This is a genomic window from Methyloceanibacter sp., assembly GCF_050728395.1.
Taxonomy (GTDB): Bacteria; Pseudomonadota; Alphaproteobacteria; order Rhizobiales; family Methyloligellaceae; genus Methyloceanibacter.
Genome location: NZ_JBOHJB010000004.1, coordinates 31,508 through 53,299, shown reverse-complemented (window position 1 = coordinate 53,299; position 21,792 = coordinate 31,508). Strand labels below are relative to the sequence as shown.

The window sequence follows — 21,792 nt, the reverse complement described above, 5'->3', positions numbered from 1 at the left end:
TCACTCACCAATGTCATGTTGGTTGGACGGTCACCGACGTTTTGTTTAGTCCCCCAGATCAACAATTTAATTAGGGGTGGTTCCGAGGGCCGTCAAGCACTTAGGCGCCGCACGTCGACTTGCGAGGCATTTGCAAAGTGTTCAAATGCCCGCGATTCCTTCATTACGCGAGGGCCCACTTTGGTTTGCCGACCGGAAGAGAAAATGCGAGGTAGCCAAGAAGCGCAAAGGTGAGCACGGCGAGTTCGATCCAGCGTCCGCACATTACGAATTTCGTAATCGGCAAGGCCTCAGGCAAAAGCCCGTCGACGACTCCTTCCTTCTTGAGTCCGAGCTCGCCGAGCACGCGTCCGTAGGGATCGATGATCGCCGAGATGCCGGTGTTGGCGGCGCGCACCACCGGCAATCCTTGCTCGACGGCGCGAAGCTGTGCCTGATGAAAATGCTGATAAGGACCTGCGCTGGTGCCGAACCATGCGTCGTTGGTGACGTTGAGGAACCAGCCGGCTCGTTGCGAACTGTCGGCCACCTCGTCGGGAAAAATAATCTCGTAACAAATGAGCGGCCGCGCCGGCGGCGCACCCGGGATTGACAGCAGGCGAGGCCCAGTGCCGGCGCTGAAGCCGCCGCGGATGCCGGTGAGCTGCAAGAAGCCGAGGCTCTCCATGAAATCCTGAAACGGAAGATATTCGCCGAACGGCACGAGGTGGACCTTGTCGTAGCTGCCGAGGATCTGCCCCTCGTCGCCGACCACGATGAGGCTGTTGTAGACCCGTTCGGCGGCAAGGCGCCCGTCGGCGTCGCGCTCCGCGACGACTCGCGCAGATCCCACGAGCAGGCTCGTGCCCTCAGGCAGCACATCGGCGATGGCGTTAAGCGCCTCGGAGGAATCAGCGAGCAGGAAAGGAACTGCCGTCTCCGGCCAGACCACGAGGGTGACGCCGTCGAGCCCTCCGGCGCCGCCGCCGGATTTTGTGAGATCGAGATAGGTGTTGAAGATTTCCTCGCTGTTCTCCGGGCGCCATTTGCTGGCCTGATCGACATTGGCTTGGACGATGCGGAGTTTGACGACGGTGGTGCCGGCGCCGGCATTTGCCATGCGCTCCTCTCCCCACATCGCCCCGACAGCAAGCGCCACCGAGAAGAAGAGCGCGACGAGCGCGGTGCCTTTCCGCCGCGCGAGCCCCGAGCCTTGCGGCGCCCAAATGGCGAAGGGGCTTGCGAACAGTAGCAGCGCGAGGAGACTGAGTGCGTAGACGCCGAAGATTGACGCCGCCTGCATCATGGGAAGGGTTGCCGCGAGCCCGTATCCCACGAGGTTCCAGGGCAGCCCGGTGAGCACATGGCCGCGGGCGAACTCGGCGAGGCCGAAGGCTATGGCCAGCGCGAACACCCTTGCCGCGCCGGGGCGCCACAGGACCGCGGCAAGCGCCGCGGCCGCCGCATAAAACAGCGCCATGCCACCTGCGAGCCCGGTCATGGCGAAGGGGATGAGCCAGCCATGGCGCCAGGGCTCGATCAGAAAGGCCTCGGCAGTCCAATAAAGACCGGTGAGGAAATAGCCGAAGCCGAACCAGAACCCGGTGAGCGCGGCGCATCGGAGCCGCATGCCAAGCCTCGCGTGGCCGGCGTGACACCCGTCGAGCAGCCAGACGAGCGGGCCGAAGCTCAAGAACAGCACCGGCCAGACATGCAGCGGGGCAAAGGCGAGCACGGAGATGGCGCCCGCGAAGACTGCGAGCAAAGCGCGCTTGCCCCCTTTCAGCGCCGCGACCCGATCGGCTGCCGCTTGCACGGACGTCAAAAGCACTCAGCCGCTCTCGGGCGCCGGCGTTTCGGTTGGCGTCTCTTTGCGCTCCTGCGCCTTGTGGATGCGCAGCTTCTTGATGCGGCGCGGATCGGCCTCCAGCACCTCGAACTCGATGCCGCACGGGTGGCGCACCAGCTCGCCGCGCGCCGGGATGCGTCCGGCAAGCGAGAACACGAGACCGCCGATCGTGTCGATGTCCTCTTCTTGTTCCGGCGTGACGAGCTCGACGCCGAGATGCCGTTCAAGGTCTCCGATCGGCGCGCGGGCTTCGGCGATGAGGCCAAGCCGCGCATCTTCCCGGATCATCGCTTCCTCGGCGACGTCATGCTCGTCCTCGATTTCGCCCACCACCTCTTCGACCAGGTCCTCGATGGAGACGAGGCCGTCGGTGCCGCCATATTCGTCGACGACGAGCGCAAGGTGCCGGCGCGACAGCTGCATGCGGAGCAAGAGATCCAGCACCGGCATCGACGGCGGCACGTAGAGAATTTCGCGGGTGATATCGATCGCGCCCACGGTGCTCGCAAGGTCGACGGCGCCAAGCTCGAGGCTCGGGCCGCCGCTCTTCTCCGCCGCGGTGGTGATCCACGACATGAGGTCGCGGATGTGGATCATGCCACGCGGGTCATCGAGCGTCTCGCGGTAGACCGGGAGCCGCGAATGCTCAGCCTCGCGGAACACGCCCATCAGCTCGGCGACAGTCATCGATTCCTCCACGGCGATGATGTTGGCGCGCGGCACCATGACGTCCTCGACCGTGAGCTTGCCGAAGCGGAGCATCTTGAGCAGCATGGCGCGCTCTTGCCCGCTGAAGGTGTCGCCGCCCACCGCGCCGCGGGCAAGGGCATCCTCGATCACCTCGCGCAAGTCTGGCTCCTCGCCGAGCCCGAACCGCGCCAGCAGGCGCTCGAGCCATGACGGTTCCTCCTCAGGCGACGGATCGCTGGCGGCCGGAAGCTCGTCGTCGGAAAGCGGGGCGTTGCTCATGGAGATACCTCAACAGGGTCGGCTTGCGCGTCCTCTGCGTAGGGATCGGCGATGCCCAGCGCAGAGAGCACACTCGTCTCCAGTGCTTCCATCGCCTCGGCGTCTTCGTCTCGCTCGTGATCGAAGCCGAGCAGATGCAGCATGCCGTGCACCACGAGATGGGCGGCGTGATCGGCGGCCGGAATATCTCTGCCGGCAGCCTCGGCAAGCACGGTTTCGCCGGCGAGCACCACATCGCCAAGCGGACGAGGTTCGCCAGCGATCGCGCCGGGAGTGGAGCCAGCTGGAAACGACAGCACATTGGTGGAAGAGTCCTTGCCGCGCCAGGCGCGGTTCAGCGCGCGCATCTCGGCATCGTCGGTCAAGACGATGGTCGCCTCGCAGGCCTCCTGCTGGCCCGGCGAAGCCGCGGCGTATGCGGCGCGCGCCGCGCGCGCGAGGCTGGCGTCGCCCCCCGCGATGCGGCGCCAAATCTCCGCATGGCGGACGACCTCAACCTCGAGCGATGAGCCGGTGGGACTTGGGCCAGGGTCAGCCATGGCGCTCACCCCGCTTGGGCGCCGCCTCATAGGCGTCGACGATCTTGCCGACCAGCTCGCGGCGCACCACGTCGCGGCCGGTGAAGGCGATATGGGCGATATCGTCGATGCCTTCGAGAATGGAGATGGCTTCGAGCAGCCCCGAATCCTTGCCCGTAGGCAAATCGACCTGCGTGGGATCGCCGGTGACGACCATCTTGCTGCCCTCGCCTATGCGCGTGAGGAACATCTTCATCTGCATCGGCGTGGTGTTTTGTGCCTCATCGAGAATGATCATGGCGTGGGAGAGCGTGCGGCCGCGCATGAAGGCAAGCGGAGCGATCTCGATCATGCCGGTGGCAAGGCCGCGCTCGACCCGTTCAGGCGCCAGCACATCGTAGAGCGCATCGTAAAGCGGCCGCAAATAGGGATCGACCTTCTCGCGCATGTCGCCCGGCAGGAAGCCAAGCCTCTCGCCGGCCTCCACGGCGGGGCGCGACAGGATCAGTCGGTCGCATTTGCCGCTTTCCAGGCACAAAGCAGCGTAGGCGACGGCGAGATAGGTCTTGCCGGTTCCCGCCGGGCCGGTGGCGAAGACGAGGTCATGGGCATCGAGCGCCGAGAGATAGGCGCTCTGCGCCGGGGTGCGGGCGGTGATCAGGCGCTTGCGCGTGCGGATCTGCTGGGCGGCAGGAACCTTCCCATCGTGCTGCTCGGCCTCGGCCTCGACGGCAGGTTCGGGCGTCCGCGCATGGCGGATGGCGCCGACCACTTCGCCCACGCCGATCATCTCGCCTTGCGCGAGCCGGCCATAGAGCTGCTCGAGCACCGACTTCGCGGTCTCGCGCGAGTGCTCCGGCCCGCGCAAGGAGACCACATTGCCGTTGACCACGGCCTGGATGCCGAGCCGGTCTTCGAGCACTGCGAGATTGGCGTCATAGTCTCCGAGGAGATCGCGCACGAGCCTGATGTCGTCGAAGAACACCACCAGGGGTTCTTCCCGGCCATTGGCAGACGAGGCATTTGCGCGCTTATCAGACGCGGTCTTGCGCCCACGCGTCAATGGCGGTCTCCGTCCGCTGGCCTTGCCGGTCACACGGCCGCCTGAACTGGTTCGCGCCATTCAAACTCCGATTTGATGACACCGGTGAGACTGTTCGGCCCCGCGCTCACAATGTCAACATCCACGATCTGGCCGATCAAATCCTTTGGGCCATCCCCATGCACGGCCTGGAGATAGGGTGAACGCCCAGCGATCTGCCCTGGTTTCCGCCCCTGCCGCTCGAACAGCACCTTAAGCTTGCGCCCGACCGTCGCCGCATCGAAGGCCCGCGCTTCGTCCTCGAGCAGGCTCTGCAGAATATGCAGGCGCTCGCGCGCGATCTTGTCAGGCACCTGATGCGGCAGGCTCGCGGCCGGCGTGCCCGGACGGGCGCTATATTTAAAGGAGAAGGCGCGGGCAAAACCAATGCGTCGCACGAGCGCCAAGGTGTCTTCGAAATCGGCGCCGGTCTCGCCGGGGAAGCCGACAATAATGTCGGTGGAGAGAGCGATGTCAGGCCGCGCGGCGCGGATGCGTCCCACCAGCTCGGCATAGTCGCCGGCCGTGTGCTTGCGGTTCATGGCGTGAAGGATACGGTCGGAGCCTGCCTGAAACGGCAGATGCAGATAGGGCATGAGCTTCGGCTCATCGCCGTGCAGCGCGATGAGATCGTCATCCATGTCGCGCGGGTGGCTCGTGGTGTAGCGGAGCCGCTCGATCTCGGGAACGCCGGCAAGCCGCTTGAGCAGCTTGGCGAGCGACCAATCCCGGCCGTCGGGGCCTTCGCCGCAATAGGCGTTCACATTCTGGCCGAGCAGCGTGATTTCGCGGGCGCCCGAGCGGGCAAGCCTCTCGGCCTCGGCGAGGATGGCGGCGACCGGCCGCGAATATTCGGCGCCGCGGGTATAGGGCACCACGCAGAATGTGCAGAACTTGTCGCAGCCTTCCTGCACGGTGATGAAGGCTGAAGGCTGGGCGCGGGAGACCGGCCGATCGGGGAGCGAGAGAAACTTGTCTTCGGCCGGGAAGTCGGTGGCGACCACGCGCTCTTTTCCGTCGCGCACCCGGCCAAGCAGCGAGGGAAGCTCGTGATAGCTTTGCGGGCCGACCACGAGATCGACCACTTGCGCGCGGTCCAGGATCTCGCTGCCTTCGGCTTGCGCCACGCAACCGGCAACCGCGATCATGGTGTCGAGGCCGCGCGCCTTCCGCGCCTGCTTTAGCGTGCGCACGCGGCCAAGCTCGGAATAGACCTTCTCGGCGGCCTTCTCGCGGATGTGGCAGGTGTTGAGAATGACGAGATCTGCCTCGGCCGGATCGTCGGTCGGCGCGTAGCCATGACCAGCAAGCGCCTCCGCCATGCGCTCGGAGTCGTAGGCGTTCATCTGGCAGCCGAAGGTCTTGATGTGCAGCTTCTGGGGCGTTTTCGCCATCGCCTGTTGGTGCGGCACGCGGGCGCCTCTCGTCAAGGGCTGTGGATTATCGGTCGGCACGCGCAAAGCTGATCGAATGTCGGTCTATCCATAAAGTCGCACTCGCCTTGGTTGTTTCCCAAGGCCCAAAAGGCTATATACTCGACTCACTCCATAGGATTTCATTTGAGAATCGCATTTCGTCCTTGATCTCGCAAAAAGCAAAATATGCTCTCCGCGCCCTGGTGGCGCTCGCCAGGGAAGGCGACTCGCTGATGATCGGCGAGATCGCTGCCCGCAGGAACATCCCGCGCAAGTTCCTGGAGCAGATCCTGCTCGAGATGAAGCGCCACGGCATCGTGCACAGCCGGCGCGGCAAGCTCGGCGGTTATAGCCTGCTGATGCCCCCCGACAAGATCACCTACGGGCAGGTGCTGCGCATCATCGATGGGCCGATTGCGCCCTTGCCGTGCCTCAGCCGCATCGCGTACCGGCGCTGCTCAGACTGCCAGAGCGAGGAGGCCTGCGAGATCAGGCGGGTTTTTGCCAAGGTCGCCGAGTCGGCAAGAGAGGTGCTCGACCGCACCACGATCGCCGATTCCCTCGCCTCATCGCTCCTCGCCGACGAGCCGGAAACCGGAACGCACGCCCTGGCGCGCCTTTAAGACCGCCGTCACACCCCAAAACTGGAAACCAATTCCAATCCCCGGCCGTTTGGTAGCGGACGGGGTTTCCATTCATTCGCAAAACTGGTAGTTGGCGGACTTGATAATGTCTACAGACTAGATAGAGTTTAGGGTATTACACAGAGGAGATCGCATCATGAGGAGATTTCGAAGCACCCTAGCTGCCCTCGTGGCAGCCGGAATTGCCGTAGTCGCCGCAGGCGCCGCGCTTGCCGACACGACCCTGCTCAATGTGAGCTACGACCCGACCCGTGAACTCTACAAAGCCGTGAATGAAGCCTTCGCCAAGGAGTGGAAGGCCAAGACCGGCGAGACCGTGAAGATCGAGCAGTCCCACGGCGGCTCCGGCAAGCAGGCGAGAGCCGTCATCGATGGGCTGCAAGCCGACGTGGTCACGCTCGCTCTTGAGGGCGACATCGACCAGATCGCCAAGGCCGGCAGGATCAAGTCTGACTGGCAGCAGCGTCTCGGCAACAACTCATCGCCCTACACCTCGACCATCGTGTTCCTGGTGCGGAAGGGCAATCCGAAGGCCATCAAGGACTGGGATGATTTGACCAAAGACGGCGTCGAGGTGATCACGCCGAACCCGAAGACCTCCGGCGGGGCGCGCTGGAACTATCTCGCGGCCTGGGCCTACGCCGACCACAAATTCGGCCATGACGAGGAGAAGGACAAGGAGTTCATCAAGAAGCTCTATGCCAATGTGCCGGTGCTCGATACCGGCGCCCGCGGCTCCACCACCACCTTCGCCCAGCGCGGCATCGGCGACGTTCTCCTCGCCTGGGAGAATGAAGCCTTCCTCGCCCTCGACGAGCTCGGGCCCGACAAGTTCGAGATCGTCGTGCCGTCGCTCTCCATCAAGGCCGAACCTCCGGTCGCGGTCGTCGACCAGGTGGTCGACGCCAAGGGCACCCGCAAAGTCGCCGAGGCCTATCTGAACTTCCTCTACACGCCGGAAGCTCAGAAGCTCATCGCCCACAATTACTATCGCCCGTCCGATCCGAAATCTGCCGATCCCAAGGACCTCGCGCGCTTCGTCGACGTGAAGCTCGTGTCGGTCGACGATCCGCTGCTGTTCGGAGGTTGGGCGAAAGCGCAGCCGAAGCACTTCGACGAAGGCGGCATTTTCGATCAGATCTACCAGCCGAAGTCGACGAACTGAGCTGACCCATGGCCGCTGCTCACGGCCTTGGGCTGAAACGGCCGAGTGCCATCCCGGGCTTCGGGTTGGCGCTCGGTTTCACGTTGACCTATCTGAGCCTCATCGTCCTCATCCCGCTCGCAGCTCTCGTGCTCAAATCGGCGACGCTCGGGCTCTCAGGCTTTTGGGAGGTGGTCACCGGGCCGCGCACGCTCGCCGCGCTGCGCTTGAGCTTCCTCACGTCGCTGTTCGCGGCCACGGTCAACGCGGTGTTCGGCACCGTCATCGCCTGGGCTTTGGTCCGCTACCGCTTCCCCGGCCGTCGCCTGCTCGACGCCTTCGTCGACCTTCCCTTCGCGCTGCCGACCGCGGTCGCCGGTATCGCCCTTACCGCGCTCTATGCCCCAAACGGCTGGATCGGCAGCTGGCTCGTACCGCTTGGCTTGAAGGTCGCCTATACGCCCCTCGGCATCACCATCGCGCTGATCTTCATCGGCCTTCCCTTCGTGGTGCGCACGGTGCAGCCGGTGCTCGAGGAATTCGATCGCGAGCTCGAGGAAGCTTCCGCCACCCTTGGCGCCAACAGGCGCCAGACCGTGTTCCGCGTCATGCTGCCGACGCTGTTGCCGGCGATCCTCACCGGCTTTGCGCTGGCGCTCGCCCGCGCCGTCGGCGAATACGGCTCGGTGATCTTCATCGCCGGCAACATGCCCTACATCTCCGAGATCGCGCCGCTGCTTATCATCATCAGGCTCGAAGAGTTCAGCTATCCGCAAGCCGCGGCGATCGGCACGGCGATGCTGATGATTTCCTTCGCGCTTCTGTTTTTCGTGCATCTGATCCAGGCTTGGCAGCGGCGGCGATTTGGCCATGACTGATGCAGCCCTTGCGCCACTTCTTGTCAGCCAGCCTGCATCTGGCTCCGCCGTAACCACGGAGCGGTATCCGGTTCGCGTCCTGTTGGTCACGGCTGCCGTGGTCTTCCTCGTGCTGTTTCTGTTGCTGCCGCTGGCGGCGGTATTCGTCGAGGCGCTGCGGGCGGGCTTGGGCGCCTATGTCGCCGCCGTCACCGAGCCCGACGCGGTCGCCGCCATCAAGCTTACGCTTCTCGTCGCGGCCATCGCCGTGCCCGCCAATATCGCGTTCGGGCTTGCAGCCTCATGGGCAATCGCCAAGTTCGAGTTCAAGGGCAAGAGCGTGCTGAACACGCTCATCGATCTTCCCTTCTCGGTTTCGCCGGTGATCTCCGGCTTGATCTATGTGTTGCTGTTCGGAGCGCAGGGCTATCTCGGGCCCTATCTGCAAAGCCATAACCTCCAGATCATCTTCGCGCTTCCCGGCATCGTGCTCGCCACCATCTTCGTCACCTTCCCCTTCGTCGCCCGCGAGCTCGTACCGTTGATGCAGGAGCAGGGGACGCAGGATGAGGAAGCCGCGCTGTCGCTTGGCGCGAGCGGCTGGCAAACCTTTTTTCGAGTGACGCTGCCCAACATCCGCTGGGCGCTGCTCTACGGCGTCGTGCTGTGCAACGCGCGCGCCATGGGCGAGTTCGGCGCCGTATCGGTAGTATCCGGTCACATCAGGGGCAAGACCAACACCATGCCGCTGCACATCGAGATTCTGTACAACGAGTACAACTTCGCGGCGGCCTTCGCCGTCGCCTCGCTGCTTGCATTGCTCGCACTTGTCACTCTCGTCATCAAGATTGCGCTGGAATGGCGCTACGCCAACCAGATCGCCGCCTCGCGCCGCCATTAGGAGAAAGTCATGGACGCTCGGGTCCCAAATGAGGTGAACTACGCCGCCCTGGCCCGCGAGCCGGGACAATCTGCATGGCATTGGGACAGACCCGTGGATGTCTCGATAGAAAAAGTCGTGAGGACGTTCGGCACCACGCCGGCGCTGCATGGCGTCTCGCTTGAGATAGAGGCGGGCGAGCTCGTGGCGCTGCTCGGGCCGTCAGGGTCAGGCAAGACGACTCTGCTCAGGATCCTCGCCGGCCTCGACGTTCCAACCTTCGGCCGCGTGCTGTTCGACGGCGAGGACGCGCTCAAGCTTACCGTGCAGCAGCGCAACGTGGGTCTCGTGTTCCAGAGCTACGCGCTGTTCCGCCACATGACGGTGCTCGACAATATCGGCTTCGGCTTGCGCGTGCGGCCCTGGTCGCGGCGACCGAGCCGCAAGGAGATCAGCAAGCGCGCGCTCGAGCTGCTCGACCTCGTGCAGCTCTCCGGCCTCGAAAAGCGCTACCCCTCGCAGCTTTCCGGCGGCCAGCGCCAGCGCGTCGCCTTCGCGAGAGCGCTCGCCATCGAGCCGCGCGTGCTTCTGCTCGACGAGCCGTTCGGCGCGCTCGACGCCAAGGTGCGGCGAGACTTGCGCCGCTGGCTCCGCGAAATTCACGACCAGACCGGACATACCACCGTATTCGTCACCCACGACCAGGAAGAGGCGCTCGAGCTTGCCGACCGCGTTGTGGTGATGAGCCAAGGCAAGATCGAGCAGATCGGCACGCCCGACGAAATCTACGACTCGCCGAACTCACCCTTCGTGTTCTCCTTCATCGGCGAATCGAGCGTGCTGCCCGTGCGCGTCGATCGGGGCAGGGTGTGGCTCGACGAAAAGCCACTCGACCTTTCCGCCGGCGACGTGCCGAACGGTCCGGCGCGGCTGTTCCTGCGTCCGCATGACGTCGACGTCGTTGACAGCAAGCCTGGCGCGATTTCGGGCGAAGTGAGGGTTTTGCGGCGTCACGCCGGCTTGCGCCGCGTTGATGTCGAGGTGGGCTCGGGGAGAGATCGCATCGAGATCGAGCTTCCCGCCGATTTGAGCCTCAATTACGCGGGAAAACTCGCATTCCTCCCCCGGCGCTACCGGCTCTACCCGGCTTCACAGGCGCTCGAGAGCTGATAGAGCCCGACGCGTTGAAGAGGCTCATGGCCCTGCCGACCTGAGCGGAGGCCCACACAAGACCCCCTACGCTTCAGCCCCATCCATTTTTGCATTCGGGAGATAGTGTCCCTACATGGGCAAATCAGTTAGTATTGCCGACCAGTACCCGGAGGAGCCGCATGATCCGTGAACACCTTAAGCCCTTGCTCGACGCCGCCGAGCGCGTGCAGATGTCTCCCGAGGAGCGCGAGGAGCAGCGCCGTAGCTTCGCCTTCGGCAATACCGCTATCGAGAACGATCTGATCACCAGGGAATTGGTCGACGCCGAGGCCAACAAGCTGGCCGCCGAGCAGCCGTATGTCCCCGGACGAAATAAGGCGCCATAGTCAGGCGCTTGACGCCGAACTTATTCCCGATCTCGAGGAGAGGGCACGAGCCGAGGTCCGCAATGGCCTTCGGCAATTCGACCTCGGCATGCAGATTGTCGATGATGCCCTGGAGAAGGGCGGCGAGTATCGCCTTCGCCCATCAGCGGTGCTCGCGCTCCATCGCGTGGACGTGTCCGACATGGAGGACGTGATCGGTGGCTTATTGGCCAAGCAACTCACCAACGTCTTCGAGGAGGCATCTGGCAAAGCCACAAGTTGATCGCCGTCCGCGATCCATTATTCCTGGTGGCCAACCTGAAAGGGACTGGTCCAAGAATGTGCAAGAATGTGATGGATGGCCTGCAAACGCCCAGGGAGTATCGGGTCGGCTTCATCGCTCGGTTGAGGGAGGCAGCCTTTCTGGGACCGTATTGGACGGTTTGAGGGGCCGCCTCAAGGCCCTTGCAGCATCTGACAGCCGGCGGGTCTTGAGGCGGTTTCCAGCGGACCGGGCGCTCGGGCTCAGGACCGGGCGTCCGCGTCCCGCCAAGCTTGCCCTAGACTTAGGCCTTGCACTCAGCCATGCCCTTCATCGCCTTCATGGCGTCGGGCTTGCTCTTATAGGTGTCGGTGCCGACCTCCATCATCGCCTTGCCGTCAGGCTTCTTCGCCGTGACCGAGCATTTATGGGTGCTTGCGCTCTGCGCCACGAAGAACTCGGCGGCAAAAGCCGGGCTCACCATGCCTGCGACGAGCAGGCCAGCAATCAGATATTTCTGCATCGGAGTACTCCTTGAGGTTTCAGTGGTCCAGGCAGGTCTAGACGGCCTAGCCACCACCAAACCAAACTCTCGTCGTGGGGCAGGCGTTGGGCGCACAGACTGCGCACGTTGTCGCGGCGGCACTGGGCCTCAACTCGAACGGAGTTCGACTCGGTCAGCATTGTTGCACTGCAATAGTGGCGCTCGCCAGCCGAAGTCTTTGCTGTTGCTATGAAACTGCCAGGCGCCGTCGGCGCTGAAAGCGCGGAAGCGTGAGGACCCGGCCTCCGGCATAAGACGGTGCCGCGTCATCGAGACGCGGGCGCGGTCTCGCTGTTCGCGGGGCGCCGCAGCAGCGCTGCGGACATCAGCAGGTAGAGTGGCAGAAGTCCGACGGCGCAGATCAGCCAGATCTGCCACATGCCCCAGGCGAAAGCCGCAATCACGGCGACCATGGTGAAGGACGCGGCGCCATAGGCTTGCGCCGCCGCCGGCAACAGCAGGATGCGCAACGCAACGGCGGCGCCGGCCATCGCCGCCAGGATCACGCCAAGGACTCCGAGCTCATACCAGGACTGCAGGAAGAGATTGTGCGCGTGCTGCCCGGTGGTGCGGCGGATCACGAAACCCTTCGGCTTGTCCGACGGGTTCTTGGGCTTGGTCATCGTGGCCGGCGTCGAGTCGGCGCCGATGCCGAGAAGAGGTTTCTCCAGCACGCGCTCGGCCGTGTATTCCCAGATGATGATCCTCGCCCGCGCCGACATGGGCAGCCACTTCGCCTGATGCAGGTCTGCCTTGAAGGCAAGAAAGTCGAGCGGGATCACGAGCACGAAACCAAGGCACCAGGCGGTGGCGAGTCCGCGCGCCACGGCGCGCGGGCGAACCCAGGCGAGCGGCAGTACGAGCAGTGAGGCGATCAGGCCGACTTGCGATGAATCGTGCTCGGAGATGGCGATCGGCACGGCGAGCGCTAGGAAGAACAGCACGGTGAGGAGCCTGCGGCGAGGGCCGTCAAGAGCCCTCAGCGCCAACAGCCCGGGCCAGAGCAGCAGTGCCAGTATGGCGATGTCCTGATTGAACTCCGACAGGTTGATCTTGGTGACCCGGTCGTGATGGATGGTCACGTGCTTGGCGCGCTCCGGCCTGAACGCCGGGAAAGTGTTCATCGCCCCGCGGGTGATCGCCCCGTCGGTCAGGAGCTCGATGGCGACGAAGCCTGCGGCACAAAATGCGCCGGCGACAAAAGCCTGCGAGGCGCGGCGAACTTGATCGGCATCGAGGACCGGAATCGCCGCCGACGCGGCAAACACCACGAGCGTGGTGGCGAAGAGAAGCCCGCACTTGGACAGAGCGGCTTCAGGGTCGGCGGCCCAGATCGCGCTCAAGCCTGCGTAAGCCGAGATGGCAAGAAGAGCGATCAAAGCCACATTCGGCTTGAGCAGGTCGCGCCAGGGAAGACCACGGCGGAGCGCGGCAATCAGCAGAACCCCGGCGACGATGGGAAGCAGGAAGGGCGCAAGCCGCGGCGACGCGGCGGTAAAGAGGGGGGTAATGAAGAACAGGATGGGAATGAGGGGGCCGCCGCGGAAAGGCCTTCCATTACCACCGGCGGCACTTGACGACATCCGATCCTCGTTCCCCGATTTCGGCTGCGAGCTTGTAGGGCAAGGGGCGCAACAACGCCAGCCTGCGGGGCAAGCATGGCGGAACGGTGCCGTCGCAGCGGCGTGGAGGACTCGTGTTTCGGCGCGGAAAGTGACATAAGCGGCCGCTCCACCCATCGTCGATGCCGCGACCGCGCGGATTTGCCGCCCAGGACCGAAGTGACCAGGCTCGTCTATATCGGAGGCTATGGCCACAGCGGCAGCACGCTGCTCGAATATCTGCTGGCGGCAAGTCCAAAGGTCGTCGGCTGCGGCGAAGTGGCAAGCGTGCTCCGCGAGCGCGGGCGCAAGGGCAAATGCACCTGCGGCCGCGAGGTCATGCTTTGCCCGGTGTGGGGCCCGTTGCTTGCCTCGACCGAAACGCTCGACGGCATGACCCATGAAAGGCTGGCGCGCGCACTTGTAGCGCAGGATGGCGGCGCGCACGCCGTACTGGTCGATTCCTCCAAAACCGCTTGGCGCTCGGCTGCCGTCCCCTTCAGCCTCGCCCGGGAGCTCGGCGACGACTTTCTGCTCGTGCATCTGGTGCGCGATCCGCGCGCGGTCTCCTGGTCGGCGGTGAAGAAGTCGGGACGGCGCGGCACGCGCCCGCTGATGCCGCTGCGCTCAGGCTCCGCCACCCTCGGCTGGTGGGTCGCGAACCTCGCTTGCGAACGGTTCGGCCGCCTCTATCCAGACCGCTATGTCCGTGTCCGCTACGAGGATCTTGCGCGCTCGCCGGGCGAAACCATGCGGGGATTGTTTGCCGAGATTCTGCCGGGGTCGGAGTGGCGCGCCGGCGACATCGGCGGAAGCGGCAATCGCCACCAGCTCTACGGCAACCGCATGCGGTCGGCGAACCTGTCGGTCGCCGAGGTGAAGGAGGACACCGGCTGGACGCGCGACATGCCAGACGCTTACCGCTCGCTCGTCTCGGCACTCACCGCGCCGCTCCGCCGGCGCTATGGCTACGATTGAGCTAGAGCGAACGGGAAGACACCGAACTATTGCAGCCGCACCAGCACGCTGTCGGCGGCGCCGGCTGCGTCGGTTACGGTCAGGCGCACGAAGCCAGGGCCCTCGGGCGCGAAGAACAGCGTGCGTGCGCCCGGTTTGGCGGCGACCGGCATGCCGTTCAGCATCACCGTCAAGGGAGGCGTGCCGCCGGCGATCTTGACCGGGAGGGGATCAGGCGCCTCTCCGTCGCTTGTCGAAAGCTCGAGACTCGCCCCGTTCGGCGGGAAGGCGATGTGCAGAGGCCGAGCGAAGCTTGCGGCAGCAATCTGCTGCGGCTGGAACCGCTGCAGCGGCGGCGGCAGCTTGGCTGTGGTTGTGATCAGGGCGCCTGCCGGCGCCGGCGGAAAGGCCGCCAAAGGCTGCGGTCCCCTGGCGAAGGCGTCAAACAGGATCGGCGCCGCGGCGGTGCGCCCGGCAAGACCGCTCACCGGAGCGCCGTCGGGACGTCCGACCCACACGCCGATGGTGTGCTTGCCGTCGAAGCCGACCGCCCAGGCATCGCGATAGCCGTAGCTCGTGCCGGTCTTGAAGGCGATGCGGCCGCCTGCGGCGCTCTGCGGCGGCGGCGTACCTTGCAGGATGTTGGCGATGTACCAGGCGGCGACCGGTTCCAAAAGCCGTTTCGCCGGGAGCTTTGCCGCGTCCATCCGCTCGACGAGAGGCTGCACGGTGCCGCCTCGCACAAAGCCTGAATAGAGCATGGTGAGGTCGGCGAGCCTGATGCCGACGCCGCCAAGGCCGAGTGCCAACCCCGGCGCCTCGCGCCGCGGCAGCATAAGTGTGGCGCCCGCCTCGGCAAGCCGTGCCGTCAGCCGGCTCGGGCCCACCTCTTGGAGCACCGCGACCGCAGGCACGTTCAACGACTGCTGGAGCGCCCGGCGCACAGTGACCGTGCCCTGGAAGGTGAGGTCGAAATTCTCAGGCGCATAGCTGCCATAGCGGAGCGGCCGGTCCTCGATCAGCGTCTCTGGATGGATCAGCCCATCCTCGAAGCCGAGGCCATAGATGAAGGGCTTGAGCGCCGATCCAGGCGAGCGCACGGCGCGCGTGAGGTCGACCTGGCCCGCGCGCCGCTCGTCGAAATAGTCGGGCGTGGCGACGCGGGCGAGCACCTCGCCGCTTGCGCTGTCGACGACCATGATGGCGACCGACATGTCGGGCCCCAGCGCGCGGGCCCGGTCGAGCGCGAGCCCTTCCAGGGTCTTCTGCAGGCGGCCGTCGATGGTCAGCCTGATCTCGCGCGTGTTCGGAGTGCCGGCCACGGCGTCGTCGGCCGCGTGCGGCGCGATCATCGGCATTTTCTTGCGCACATGCGGCACCGGTTCGAGCTTGGCGCGCTCGATCTCAGCCGGACTGAACATGCCGTGCCGCGCCATGCGGTCGAGCACCCGGTCGCGGGCCGCCTTGGCCGCGGCGTGGAAGCGATCGGGCCGTCGCATTTCCGGCGACTGCGGCAAGGCCACGAGAAGGGCCGCTTCGCCAAGCGTGAGCCGGCGAGGCTCCTTGCCGAAATAAGAGAGCGAGGCGGCCCTGATCCCTTCGAGATTGCCGCCGTATGGAGCAAGCGTGAGATAGAGCCCGAGGATCTCGTTCTTGCTTAGAACGCGCTCGATCTCAATGGCACGGACCGCCTCCCTGAGCTTGACGTAAAGCGAGCGTTCGCGCCGCGGCTCGAGCAGGCGAGCGACCTGCATGCTGATGGTCGACCCGCCGGAGACGATGTGCCCGTGTGTGACGAATTGCAGTGCGGCGCGGCCGAAGGCGAGCGGATCGACGCCGTGGTGCTGGAAGAAGCGTTTGTCCTCATAGGCGAAGAGCACGTCGAAGAAGCGCGGGTCGACTTGCTCTCGCGTGGCCGGCAGGCGCCAGCGGCCCTGGCTCGTGACATAGGACCGAAGCAAGCGCCCGTTGCGGTCGAGCACGGTCTTGGAGAACTCGAGGTCGCGGCCGAGCGGCGCCGGACCGAATGAGTCGATCAGTCCCCACCCCGCACCGATCGCCACGCAGACCATCGCTGCGAAACCGATCGCTGGGACCTTCGCAAACCTTCTCCACCCGCGCTGGCCATCCCCTCCCCCCTTGCGGTGGAGGGCAGGGTGGGGGATGACAAGGCCGTTCGCGTCAGAGGATTGACCCCCCTCCGATCCGGCGACGCCGGATCGTGCTCCCGCACAAGGGGGGAGCGGGGAGCTCGCCGCACGATCGGAACTTCGCTGGTTCATTTGGCGGCCTGCACCCCGACCTTGCCGGTGCCGGTGCGGCCGAAGCGGTCTGGACGGTACATGTCCTCCACCTCGGCCTGCGGCAGCACGTAGTCTCCCGGCGATACCGCCCGCACCACGTAGGCCACGGTGAACACCGCAGGATCGCTGTTGGTGCGGTCGAAGGCCGCGGTGAAGCGGTCGTCGCGGAACTCGGTATGCACCGGCGTGCCGGCGTCCTCGATCCAATCGAGCGTGCCGGTGTCGCCTGAGGACACGAGCCGCGGATTGTCGATCTCGAAGCCCGCCGGCAGATAGTCGATCAGCGCCACGCGAGCGAATTGCGGCTGCGCGTCGGTGATCTTGAGTAGCACCACGAAGCGCTGGTTCTGTTTGGCGTGGGTCACCTCGGCGTCAGCGCCTCCGAGCGTGTGGAAGCTCCGCTCGATCTTGAAGCCGTGATCGGCGGCAGGCTCCGGCGAGGTCGGCGAACCGCTCACCGTGACCACGGTATCGACCGGTGTGTCGCCGGTATTGGTGACGGTGACGTCGCTCTGCTCGATGTCGGCCTGATTGTAGGTGGCGTAATAAGGCCCGACCTGCTCAGCCTCCTCGACATTGAGGCTGACATTCTGCTTGCCGAGCGCGCGCGCTGCGAGCACGAGCCAGGCGTCCTCCTGCGTCGAAGTCCGCTGCACGAGATTGCGGGCCGCATCCACGCGCTCCGTGGCGTTGACCAGGATCGGCTTTGCCGCGTCGCCTTCCGCCGCAAGCGTCACCAGCACGGCGGCGTCGCGGAGCGGCGAGCCGTAATCGGTGCGGCCGATCTCGATCTTCGGCTCCTTGGCGAGCGAGTTGAGCGCGATGTCGAACACCTTCTCGGCGCGGATGCGGTCGCCGAGCATGGCGAGCGCGGCGCCGATCTCGGCCTTCGCCGTCGCGGTCTTGAGATCGTTGATCTTGGCGTCGGCGAGGTAGCGGACATCGCCGACCGGGGCCACGCCGTTCCGCGCCAGAACATAGAGGGCGTAGGCGAGCGCGAGCCCTCCGTCGGTGGCGGGCTCCGGCGCCGTGCTCACATAGTTGCGCAAGCGCTCGATGGCGAGCTTGAAGGCTTCGTCCGGAACCGAGAAGCCACGCGCCCTGGCGCGGGTGAGAAAGTCGGTCACGTAGGCGTCGAGCCACGCGTCGTCTCCTCCGGCCGACCACAGCCCGAAGGCGCCTTCCGACCCCTGGCGGGCGAGCACCGTCTCGATCGCATCGGCGATGCGCTGGTCGAGGCCGGTGTCCACGGCGAGGTGCAGATTGACCGAGAGCTCATTGGCATAGAGCAGCGGCAGCGCGCGGCTCACGATCTGCTCGGTGCAGCCCAGTGGGTAGCGGTCGAGCGCTTGCAGCAGGCCGGCCACATCGAGCGCGGCCGAGGGCGTAACCGAAAGCGCAAGCTTGCCAGTCCCGGAATCGAGAGCGGCGAAGAGTTCGCGGTTCAGAGTGAGAGTCTGCCCAGGTTCCAGCGGCTTCACCGTGCGGCGCGCGAGAATCTGCGCCGATGGCTTCACGTCCAGCGCGTATCGCCGCTCGGCGGCGAAGTCTCCCGGACCGGTGACGTTGACCGTCACCGTGCCGGCGCCTACGCCTTTGGCCTCGACGGGGAGGCTCAGGCCGGCGCGCTTCTTGGCGTCGAGCGAGATGGTCTTGTTGGCTTGCGAGAGAGCGAGCGGCCCGTCACCGGTGACCGCAACCTGGTAGTTGCCAGACTCGCCTTCGACATTGTCGAGGTCGAGCCTGATCGTGCTCTTGTCGCCCAAGAGCAGAAAGCGCGGCAACGTGGCGGTGACCACCACGGGATCGCGCACGATGACATCGGCCGAGGCGTGGCCGACTTTGTCCTTGCTCCAGGCGACCGCCATCACCCTGACCGTGCCGGCAAAGGCCGGAATGTCGAAGCTCGTCTCGGCGGTGCCGTCGGCGCCGACGGTGACGATGCCGGAATAGAGCGCGAGCGGGGCTTGCGTCGGGGGGCTTCCTTGCAACTCGGCTTCGCCGCTGTCGCCGCCCGTGCGGATCTGACCCTTGGTGCCCTGCATGCCGTCGATCAGTTGGCCGTAGAGGTCGCGAACCTCAGCCGACAGCTTGCGCTGGCCGAGGAAATAGTCTTCCGGCGCCGGCGCCTTGTAATTGGTGAGGTTGAGGATGCCGACGTCGACCGCCGACACCACGATTCGCGCCTCATCGCCGGGAGTGAGCCCGGCAAGCTTGATCGGCACGCGAAGCGCGGTCTCAGGTCTGATGCGATCCGGCAGATCCATGGAGACGCCAAGCGTGTGCGCCGCCTTGTCGATGGCGAACCAGGCAACGCCGATAGCGCGGCCAGGCATGCGCTTGGCTTCGACGTCGAGCGGACGCCGTAAGGTGGCGAGCACATAGGCTCCGGTGCCCCAATCGGCACCGACGCTGAGCGGCAGCTTGGCGGTGCCGGGCTCGACATGCGCGGTGGTGGTGGAGAGGAGCTTGTCGCCGATCACGGCGAGCGTCACTTCGCCGGCGGTGCGCGCGGTGACCGCCACGGTCATGCTGTCGCCGGGGCGGTATTCAGGCTTGTCGAGAGCGATCTCGAGCAGATCGGGCGTATCGGCGCTCGCTTCGGCATACCAGCCTGAATCGAAGCCGAAGGTGGTCTCAGGCCCTTGCGGATCGGCGGTCGTCAGCTCGAGCCGGTAACGGCCCCAGGTCACCGGCACCGCAATGCGGCCGGGTTTGTCCGGTGTGACGTCGATGGTGCCGTCGGCGATGCGGCGCGTGACCTTGACCGCCTCGAACTGCCAATAGCCCTCGCTGCGATACCACTGATATTTGGAATCGACGCGCAACAGCTGCCAGTGCAGGCCCGTTTTGGCCATCGGCTTGCCGTCGGGGGCCACCATGACCACGTCGAAGCTCGCGGTGTCTGAATCGCCGAGAGCCTTGCCGGTGAACAGCGGCTTCACCCCGATCATGGGCGCCGACGGCGTAATCGGCAGCGTGAGCTTGCGCTCGATGGCGCGGCCGCCGGCTTCAGCCATGCGCACCACGATCTCGGCCTGCAACGGCCGGGTCGAGGCCGGCACCTTGTCGAGCGTCGCGGTGAAGGTCGCCTTGCCGGCGCTGTCGGTCTCCGGCAGATCGGCGAGCGGAATGGTGTCCGACTCATCGTCCTGGTCGGCGTCGCTCTTGTCGTCGAGACCGAACACATAGCCGGCAAAGCCCGGAAGCTCGGTCACCTTGGCGATGTTGACCTCGCCGTCAAGCGTGAGGCCTGAGGCCGGCGCGCCATAGAGGAAACGGCCGTCGACGCTGATCTTGGCAGGCGATGCCGGCGAGATGCTGGTGGCGGTGGTGGTGAGATCGAATTCAAGCCGATCCGGCACGTAGTCCTCGACCAGGAAGGTCGCTTCGCCGATCGCCGGTTGCTTTGGATCGGCGAAGGCAGCCACGCGCCAAGTTCCGGTCGGCGCCGAGGAGATGATCGGCACGTCGAGGGCACGGCCGCCGATCCCCTGATCGGGCACGACGTTCCGTCGGTACTCAACGCCGTCAGAGCGGGTGACGACCAGGGTGAGCGGCACATCGGGGACGGCGACGTTCACCGGGTTGCGCAGCAGCGCCGTGACATGCACGGTCTCGCCGGTGCGGTAGACGCCGCGCTCGGTAAACACATAGGCATCGAGACCGGTTGGCGCGTCGCGGCCGGCCACGCCGCGGTCGGTGAGATCGAAGGGCGAAGCCTTGAGGCTTAGAAAGGCGTAGTCGCCCGACGCCAGCGAAGCGACGAGCAGCGCCGGCGCCAATCCGCCTTCGCCGCGCGAAAGCCCAGGCTCGAAGGCCACCCGGCCGTTCTGATCGGTGGTCTTGGTAGCGAGCACCTCGTTGTTGCGGGCGATCAGCCTGAGCTCGACGCCCACGACCGGCGCGGTGGTGGCAAGCGAGTTGACGAAGGCATGGACGCCGTCTGAGCCGGAATAGGCGGTGAGCCCGAGGTCCGAGACGATGAACCATTGCGTGGCGCGCTCATTGTATTCGTCGCTTTGAACACTGGCCGGCTCGGCGGCGAGCACATAGACGCCGGGGTCAAGCGCCGGCACGGCCTCGTTGACCGGAAAGTTAGTGGTGACCTCGGTGTTGAGCTCCTTCTCCGCCTTCATCTCGCCGGTCCACACCTTCTCGCCCTTCTGCTCGGCGATGTCGTTCAGCGTGTAGCCTGCGAGATTGCGCTCGAAGTCGTCGCCGAGCACCTGGTCGATCAGGTTTCGGTCGCCGATCCGGTAGATGGTCACCTTGATCGTGTCGGTATTGACGCTGACGAGCGGGATGCCCTGCTGACCGGTCTTGGGCAGCACGTAGGCCTTGCCGGCGAGCCGCACGAAGGGGCTGCGGTCGCGCACATAGATGTTGAAGTCGGCGGTCTTGAGCAGATTTTCGTCGACGGTCGAGGGCAGGCCTTGGCGAAGCGTGATCGAATAGCTTTCGCCGTGTTTCAGACCCTCGACACAAAGCTGCTGATCGTCGACGGAGAGCGCGGGCTTGTCCTGGCCGGCCACGGCGACGAAAGGCGAGAAGTCGGTGCGCTTCGGCAACGCTTCCGTAAATTGGAAGCAGGCGCGCGGCGAAGCGGCGTCCGAGTCGACGCTGAAATTGGCAACGCGGAAGCCATACTTCTCGCGCAAGGAGTCGTAGGTGGTCTTCAGCTCCTGCGTCTCATCGAGCTTGAGCGCGAGGCGAAGAGCGTTCAGCGCTGGGCGCCATTCGCTGCGCTTGCCGTAAGCCGTGGCGAGCATGATGAGCGAATTGGCCTCTTCGGCAGCGGTGCTCGAGCGCTGATAGGCGATATAGGAGGCGGTCGTCGCCCGCTCGTAGCGGGTGGTGCCGTCATCCTCATCGGTGGTTGGGATCTTGAGCCAGAGATCGGCGAGCCGCCGCCAGGCTGCGGCATCGTTCGGCGCGACGGTGACGATCTGGACGTAGGTGTCGGCGGCGCCCTGAACATCGCTCTTTCTCAGCGCCGTGTCGGCGTCTTTCCTGAGCGCGATGACCGGCTTCTCGACGGTGCCCGCTTCGTCCTTGAGGTCCGCCTCGAGCGTGATCGCGGCGTCGTCTAGGTCGGCGTCTTGAAAGGTCTTTTCGGCGGATTGGACGGGGGTGAGGGGGGCGGCGGCAAATACGAACAGCGCGGCGAAAAGGCCGGCGCGAAGCCATGCAGGCATTTTACTCCTCCAGGGCCCCGCCCTCGGCACGGCGGGACGCGCCACCAATGTAGTGGTCCTTTGTGACGGATGCG

The 21,792-nt window shown here is 65.3% G+C and carries 17 protein-coding genes; 8 read left to right on the top strand and 9 right to left on the bottom strand.

All coding sequences use genetic code 11. The annotated features are described in order from the left end of the window. Window positions 1-163: 163 nt before the first annotated feature. Genes lnt through miaB form a run of 5 tightly spaced genes read right to left on the bottom strand, consistent with a single transcriptional unit; the run spans window position 164 to window position 5,790 of the window. Window positions 164-1,810: an apolipoprotein N-acyltransferase gene (gene lnt, locus ACREC7_RS01745; protein WP_431553963.1), complete on the bottom strand. Its 1,647-nt coding sequence runs from the start codon at window positions 1,808-1,810 to the stop codon at window positions 164-166. After that, window positions 1,811-2,797 carry a hemolysin family protein gene (locus ACREC7_RS01740; RefSeq protein WP_431553962.1) on the bottom strand — a complete coding sequence of 329 codons (987 nt, stop codon included), beginning with the start codon at window positions 2,795-2,797 and terminating at the stop codon, window positions 1,811-1,813. Continuing rightward, window positions 2,794-3,336: an rRNA maturation RNase YbeY gene (gene ybeY / locus ACREC7_RS01735; RefSeq protein ID WP_431553961.1), complete on the bottom strand. Its 543-nt coding sequence runs from the start codon at window positions 3,334-3,336 to the stop codon at window positions 2,794-2,796. Before ybeY ends, ACREC7_RS01740 begins: the two co-directional genes overlap by 4 nt. Then, entirely contained in the window at window positions 3,329-4,438 is a 1,110-nt protein-coding gene (locus tag ACREC7_RS01730; protein ID WP_431553960.1) for a PhoH family protein, read from the bottom strand. Before ACREC7_RS01730 ends, ybeY begins: the two co-directional genes overlap by 8 nt. Further along, the gene (miaB, locus tag ACREC7_RS01725) at window positions 4,408-5,790 is read right to left on the bottom strand and encodes a tRNA (N6-isopentenyl adenosine(37)-C2)-methylthiotransferase MiaB (RefSeq protein WP_431553973.1); all 1,383 of its coding nucleotides are present in this window, start codon (window positions 5,788-5,790) and stop codon (window positions 4,408-4,410) included. The genes ACREC7_RS01730 and miaB overlap by 31 nt, the downstream gene beginning before the upstream one ends. A 185-nt stretch (window positions 5,791-5,975) precedes the next feature. On the opposite strand from miaB, the gene ACREC7_RS01720 reads away from it, so the two are divergent. From ACREC7_RS01720 to ACREC7_RS01690, 7 genes are all read left to right on the top strand, one after another. Beyond that, window positions 5,976-6,434, top strand: coding sequence for an RrF2 family transcriptional regulator (locus tag ACREC7_RS01720; protein WP_431553959.1), 459 nt, complete (start codon window positions 5,976-5,978; stop codon window positions 6,432-6,434). 157 nt (window positions 6,435-6,591) lie between these two features. Further along, a complete protein-coding gene (locus ACREC7_RS01715; RefSeq protein ID WP_431553958.1) occupies window positions 6,592-7,620 on the top strand; it encodes a sulfate ABC transporter substrate-binding protein in 1,029 nt (342 codons plus the stop codon). A gap of 8 nt (window positions 7,621-7,628) precedes the next feature. Beyond that, window positions 7,629-8,477, top strand: a complete 849-nt coding sequence (gene cysT / locus ACREC7_RS01710) for a sulfate ABC transporter permease subunit CysT (protein WP_431553957.1) — start codon at window positions 7,629-7,631, stop codon at window positions 8,475-8,477. Next, complete coding sequence (gene cysW / locus ACREC7_RS01705; RefSeq protein ID WP_431553956.1) at window positions 8,470-9,357, top strand: sulfate ABC transporter permease subunit CysW; 888 nt, start codon at window positions 8,470-8,472, stop codon at window positions 9,355-9,357. Before cysT ends, cysW begins: the two co-directional genes overlap by 8 nt. Before the next feature lie 93 nt (window positions 9,358-9,450). Then, window positions 9,451-10,506 (top strand): sulfate/molybdate ABC transporter ATP-binding protein, encoded by a 1,056-nt coding sequence (locus ACREC7_RS01700; RefSeq protein ID WP_431553972.1) that lies wholly within the window; start codon window positions 9,451-9,453, stop codon window positions 10,504-10,506. A 161-nt stretch (window positions 10,507-10,667) separates the two neighbouring features. Next, window positions 10,668-10,874 carry a hypothetical protein gene (locus ACREC7_RS01695; protein ID WP_431553955.1) on the top strand — a complete coding sequence of 69 codons (207 nt, stop codon included), beginning with the start codon at window positions 10,668-10,670 and terminating at the stop codon, window positions 10,872-10,874. Continuing rightward, a complete protein-coding gene (locus ACREC7_RS01690; protein WP_431553954.1) occupies window positions 10,846-11,136 on the top strand; it encodes a hypothetical protein in 291 nt (96 codons plus the stop codon). The genes ACREC7_RS01695 and ACREC7_RS01690 overlap by 29 nt, the downstream gene beginning before the upstream one ends. Window positions 11,137-11,419: 283 nt before the next feature. Here ACREC7_RS01690 and ACREC7_RS01685 read toward each other — a convergent pair whose 3' ends face one another. Together ACREC7_RS01685 and ACREC7_RS01680 are read right to left on the bottom strand one after the other, a co-directional pair. Beyond that, a complete protein-coding gene (locus ACREC7_RS01685) occupies window positions 11,420-11,638 on the bottom strand; it encodes a hypothetical protein (RefSeq protein WP_431553953.1) in 219 nt (72 codons plus the stop codon). A 287-nt stretch (window positions 11,639-11,925) separates the two neighbouring features. Continuing rightward, window positions 11,926-13,242, bottom strand: a complete 1,317-nt coding sequence (locus ACREC7_RS01680; protein ID WP_431553952.1) for an O-antigen ligase family protein — start codon at window positions 13,240-13,242, stop codon at window positions 11,926-11,928. Window positions 13,243-13,440: 198 nt separating this feature from the next. Between ACREC7_RS01680 and ACREC7_RS01675 the strand changes: the two genes are divergently transcribed. Then, window positions 13,441-14,238 (top strand): sulfotransferase, encoded by a 798-nt coding sequence (locus tag ACREC7_RS01675; RefSeq protein WP_431553951.1) that lies wholly within the window; start codon window positions 13,441-13,443, stop codon window positions 14,236-14,238. Between the two features lie 26 nt (window positions 14,239-14,264). Here the strand turns inward: ACREC7_RS01675 and pbpC are convergent, their stop codons facing one another. Both pbpC and ACREC7_RS01665 read right to left on the bottom strand, forming a co-directional pair. After that, window positions 14,265-16,289 carry a penicillin-binding protein 1C gene (gene pbpC / locus ACREC7_RS01670; RefSeq protein ID WP_431553950.1) on the bottom strand — a complete coding sequence of 675 codons (2,025 nt, stop codon included), beginning with the start codon at window positions 16,287-16,289 and terminating at the stop codon, window positions 14,265-14,267. Between the two features lie 206 nt (window positions 16,290-16,495). Next, window positions 16,496-21,718 (bottom strand): MG2 domain-containing protein, encoded by a 5,223-nt coding sequence (locus ACREC7_RS01665; protein ID WP_431553949.1) that lies wholly within the window; start codon window positions 21,716-21,718, stop codon window positions 16,496-16,498. Between the last annotated feature and the right edge of the window lie 74 nt (window positions 21,719-21,792).

Bases quoted from the DNA above. Each gene is read 5' to 3' on its own strand.
- ACREC7_RS01740 (WP_431553962.1), bottom strand. From the start codon at position 2,797: ATGAGCAACGCCCCGCTTTCCGACGACGAGCTTCCGGCCGCCAGCGAT.
- ybeY (WP_431553961.1), bottom strand. From the start codon at position 3,336: ATGGCTGACCCTGGCCCAAGTCCCACCGGCTCATCGCTCGAGGTTGAG.
- ACREC7_RS01730 (WP_431553960.1), bottom strand. From the start codon at position 4,438: ATGGCGCGAACCAGTTCAGGCGGCCGTGTGACCGGCAAGGCCAGCGGA.
- miaB (WP_431553973.1), bottom strand. From the start codon at position 5,790: ATGGCGAAAACGCCCCAGAAGCTGCACATCAAGACCTTCGGCTGCCAG.
- ACREC7_RS01715 (WP_431553958.1), top strand. From the start codon at position 6,592: ATGAGGAGATTTCGAAGCACCCTAGCTGCCCTCGTGGCAGCCGGAATT.
- cysT (WP_431553957.1), top strand. From the start codon at position 7,629: ATGGCCGCTGCTCACGGCCTTGGGCTGAAACGGCCGAGTGCCATCCCG.
- cysW (WP_431553956.1), top strand. From the start codon at position 8,470: ATGACTGATGCAGCCCTTGCGCCACTTCTTGTCAGCCAGCCTGCATCT.
- ACREC7_RS01695 (WP_431553955.1), top strand. From the start codon at position 10,668: ATGATCCGTGAACACCTTAAGCCCTTGCTCGACGCCGCCGAGCGCGTG.
- ACREC7_RS01690 (WP_431553954.1), top strand. From the start codon at position 10,846: ATGTCCCCGGACGAAATAAGGCGCCATAGTCAGGCGCTTGACGCCGAA.
- ACREC7_RS01685 (WP_431553953.1), bottom strand. From the start codon at position 11,638: ATGCAGAAATATCTGATTGCTGGCCTGCTCGTCGCAGGCATGGTGAGC.
- ACREC7_RS01680 (WP_431553952.1), bottom strand. From the start codon at position 13,242: ATGTCGTCAAGTGCCGCCGGTGGTAATGGAAGGCCTTTCCGCGGCGGC.
- pbpC (WP_431553950.1), bottom strand. From the start codon at position 16,289: ATGGTCTGCGTGGCGATCGGTGCGGGGTGGGGACTGATCGACTCATTC.
- ACREC7_RS01665 (WP_431553949.1), bottom strand. From the start codon at position 21,718: ATGCCTGCATGGCTTCGCGCCGGCCTTTTCGCCGCGCTGTTCGTATTT.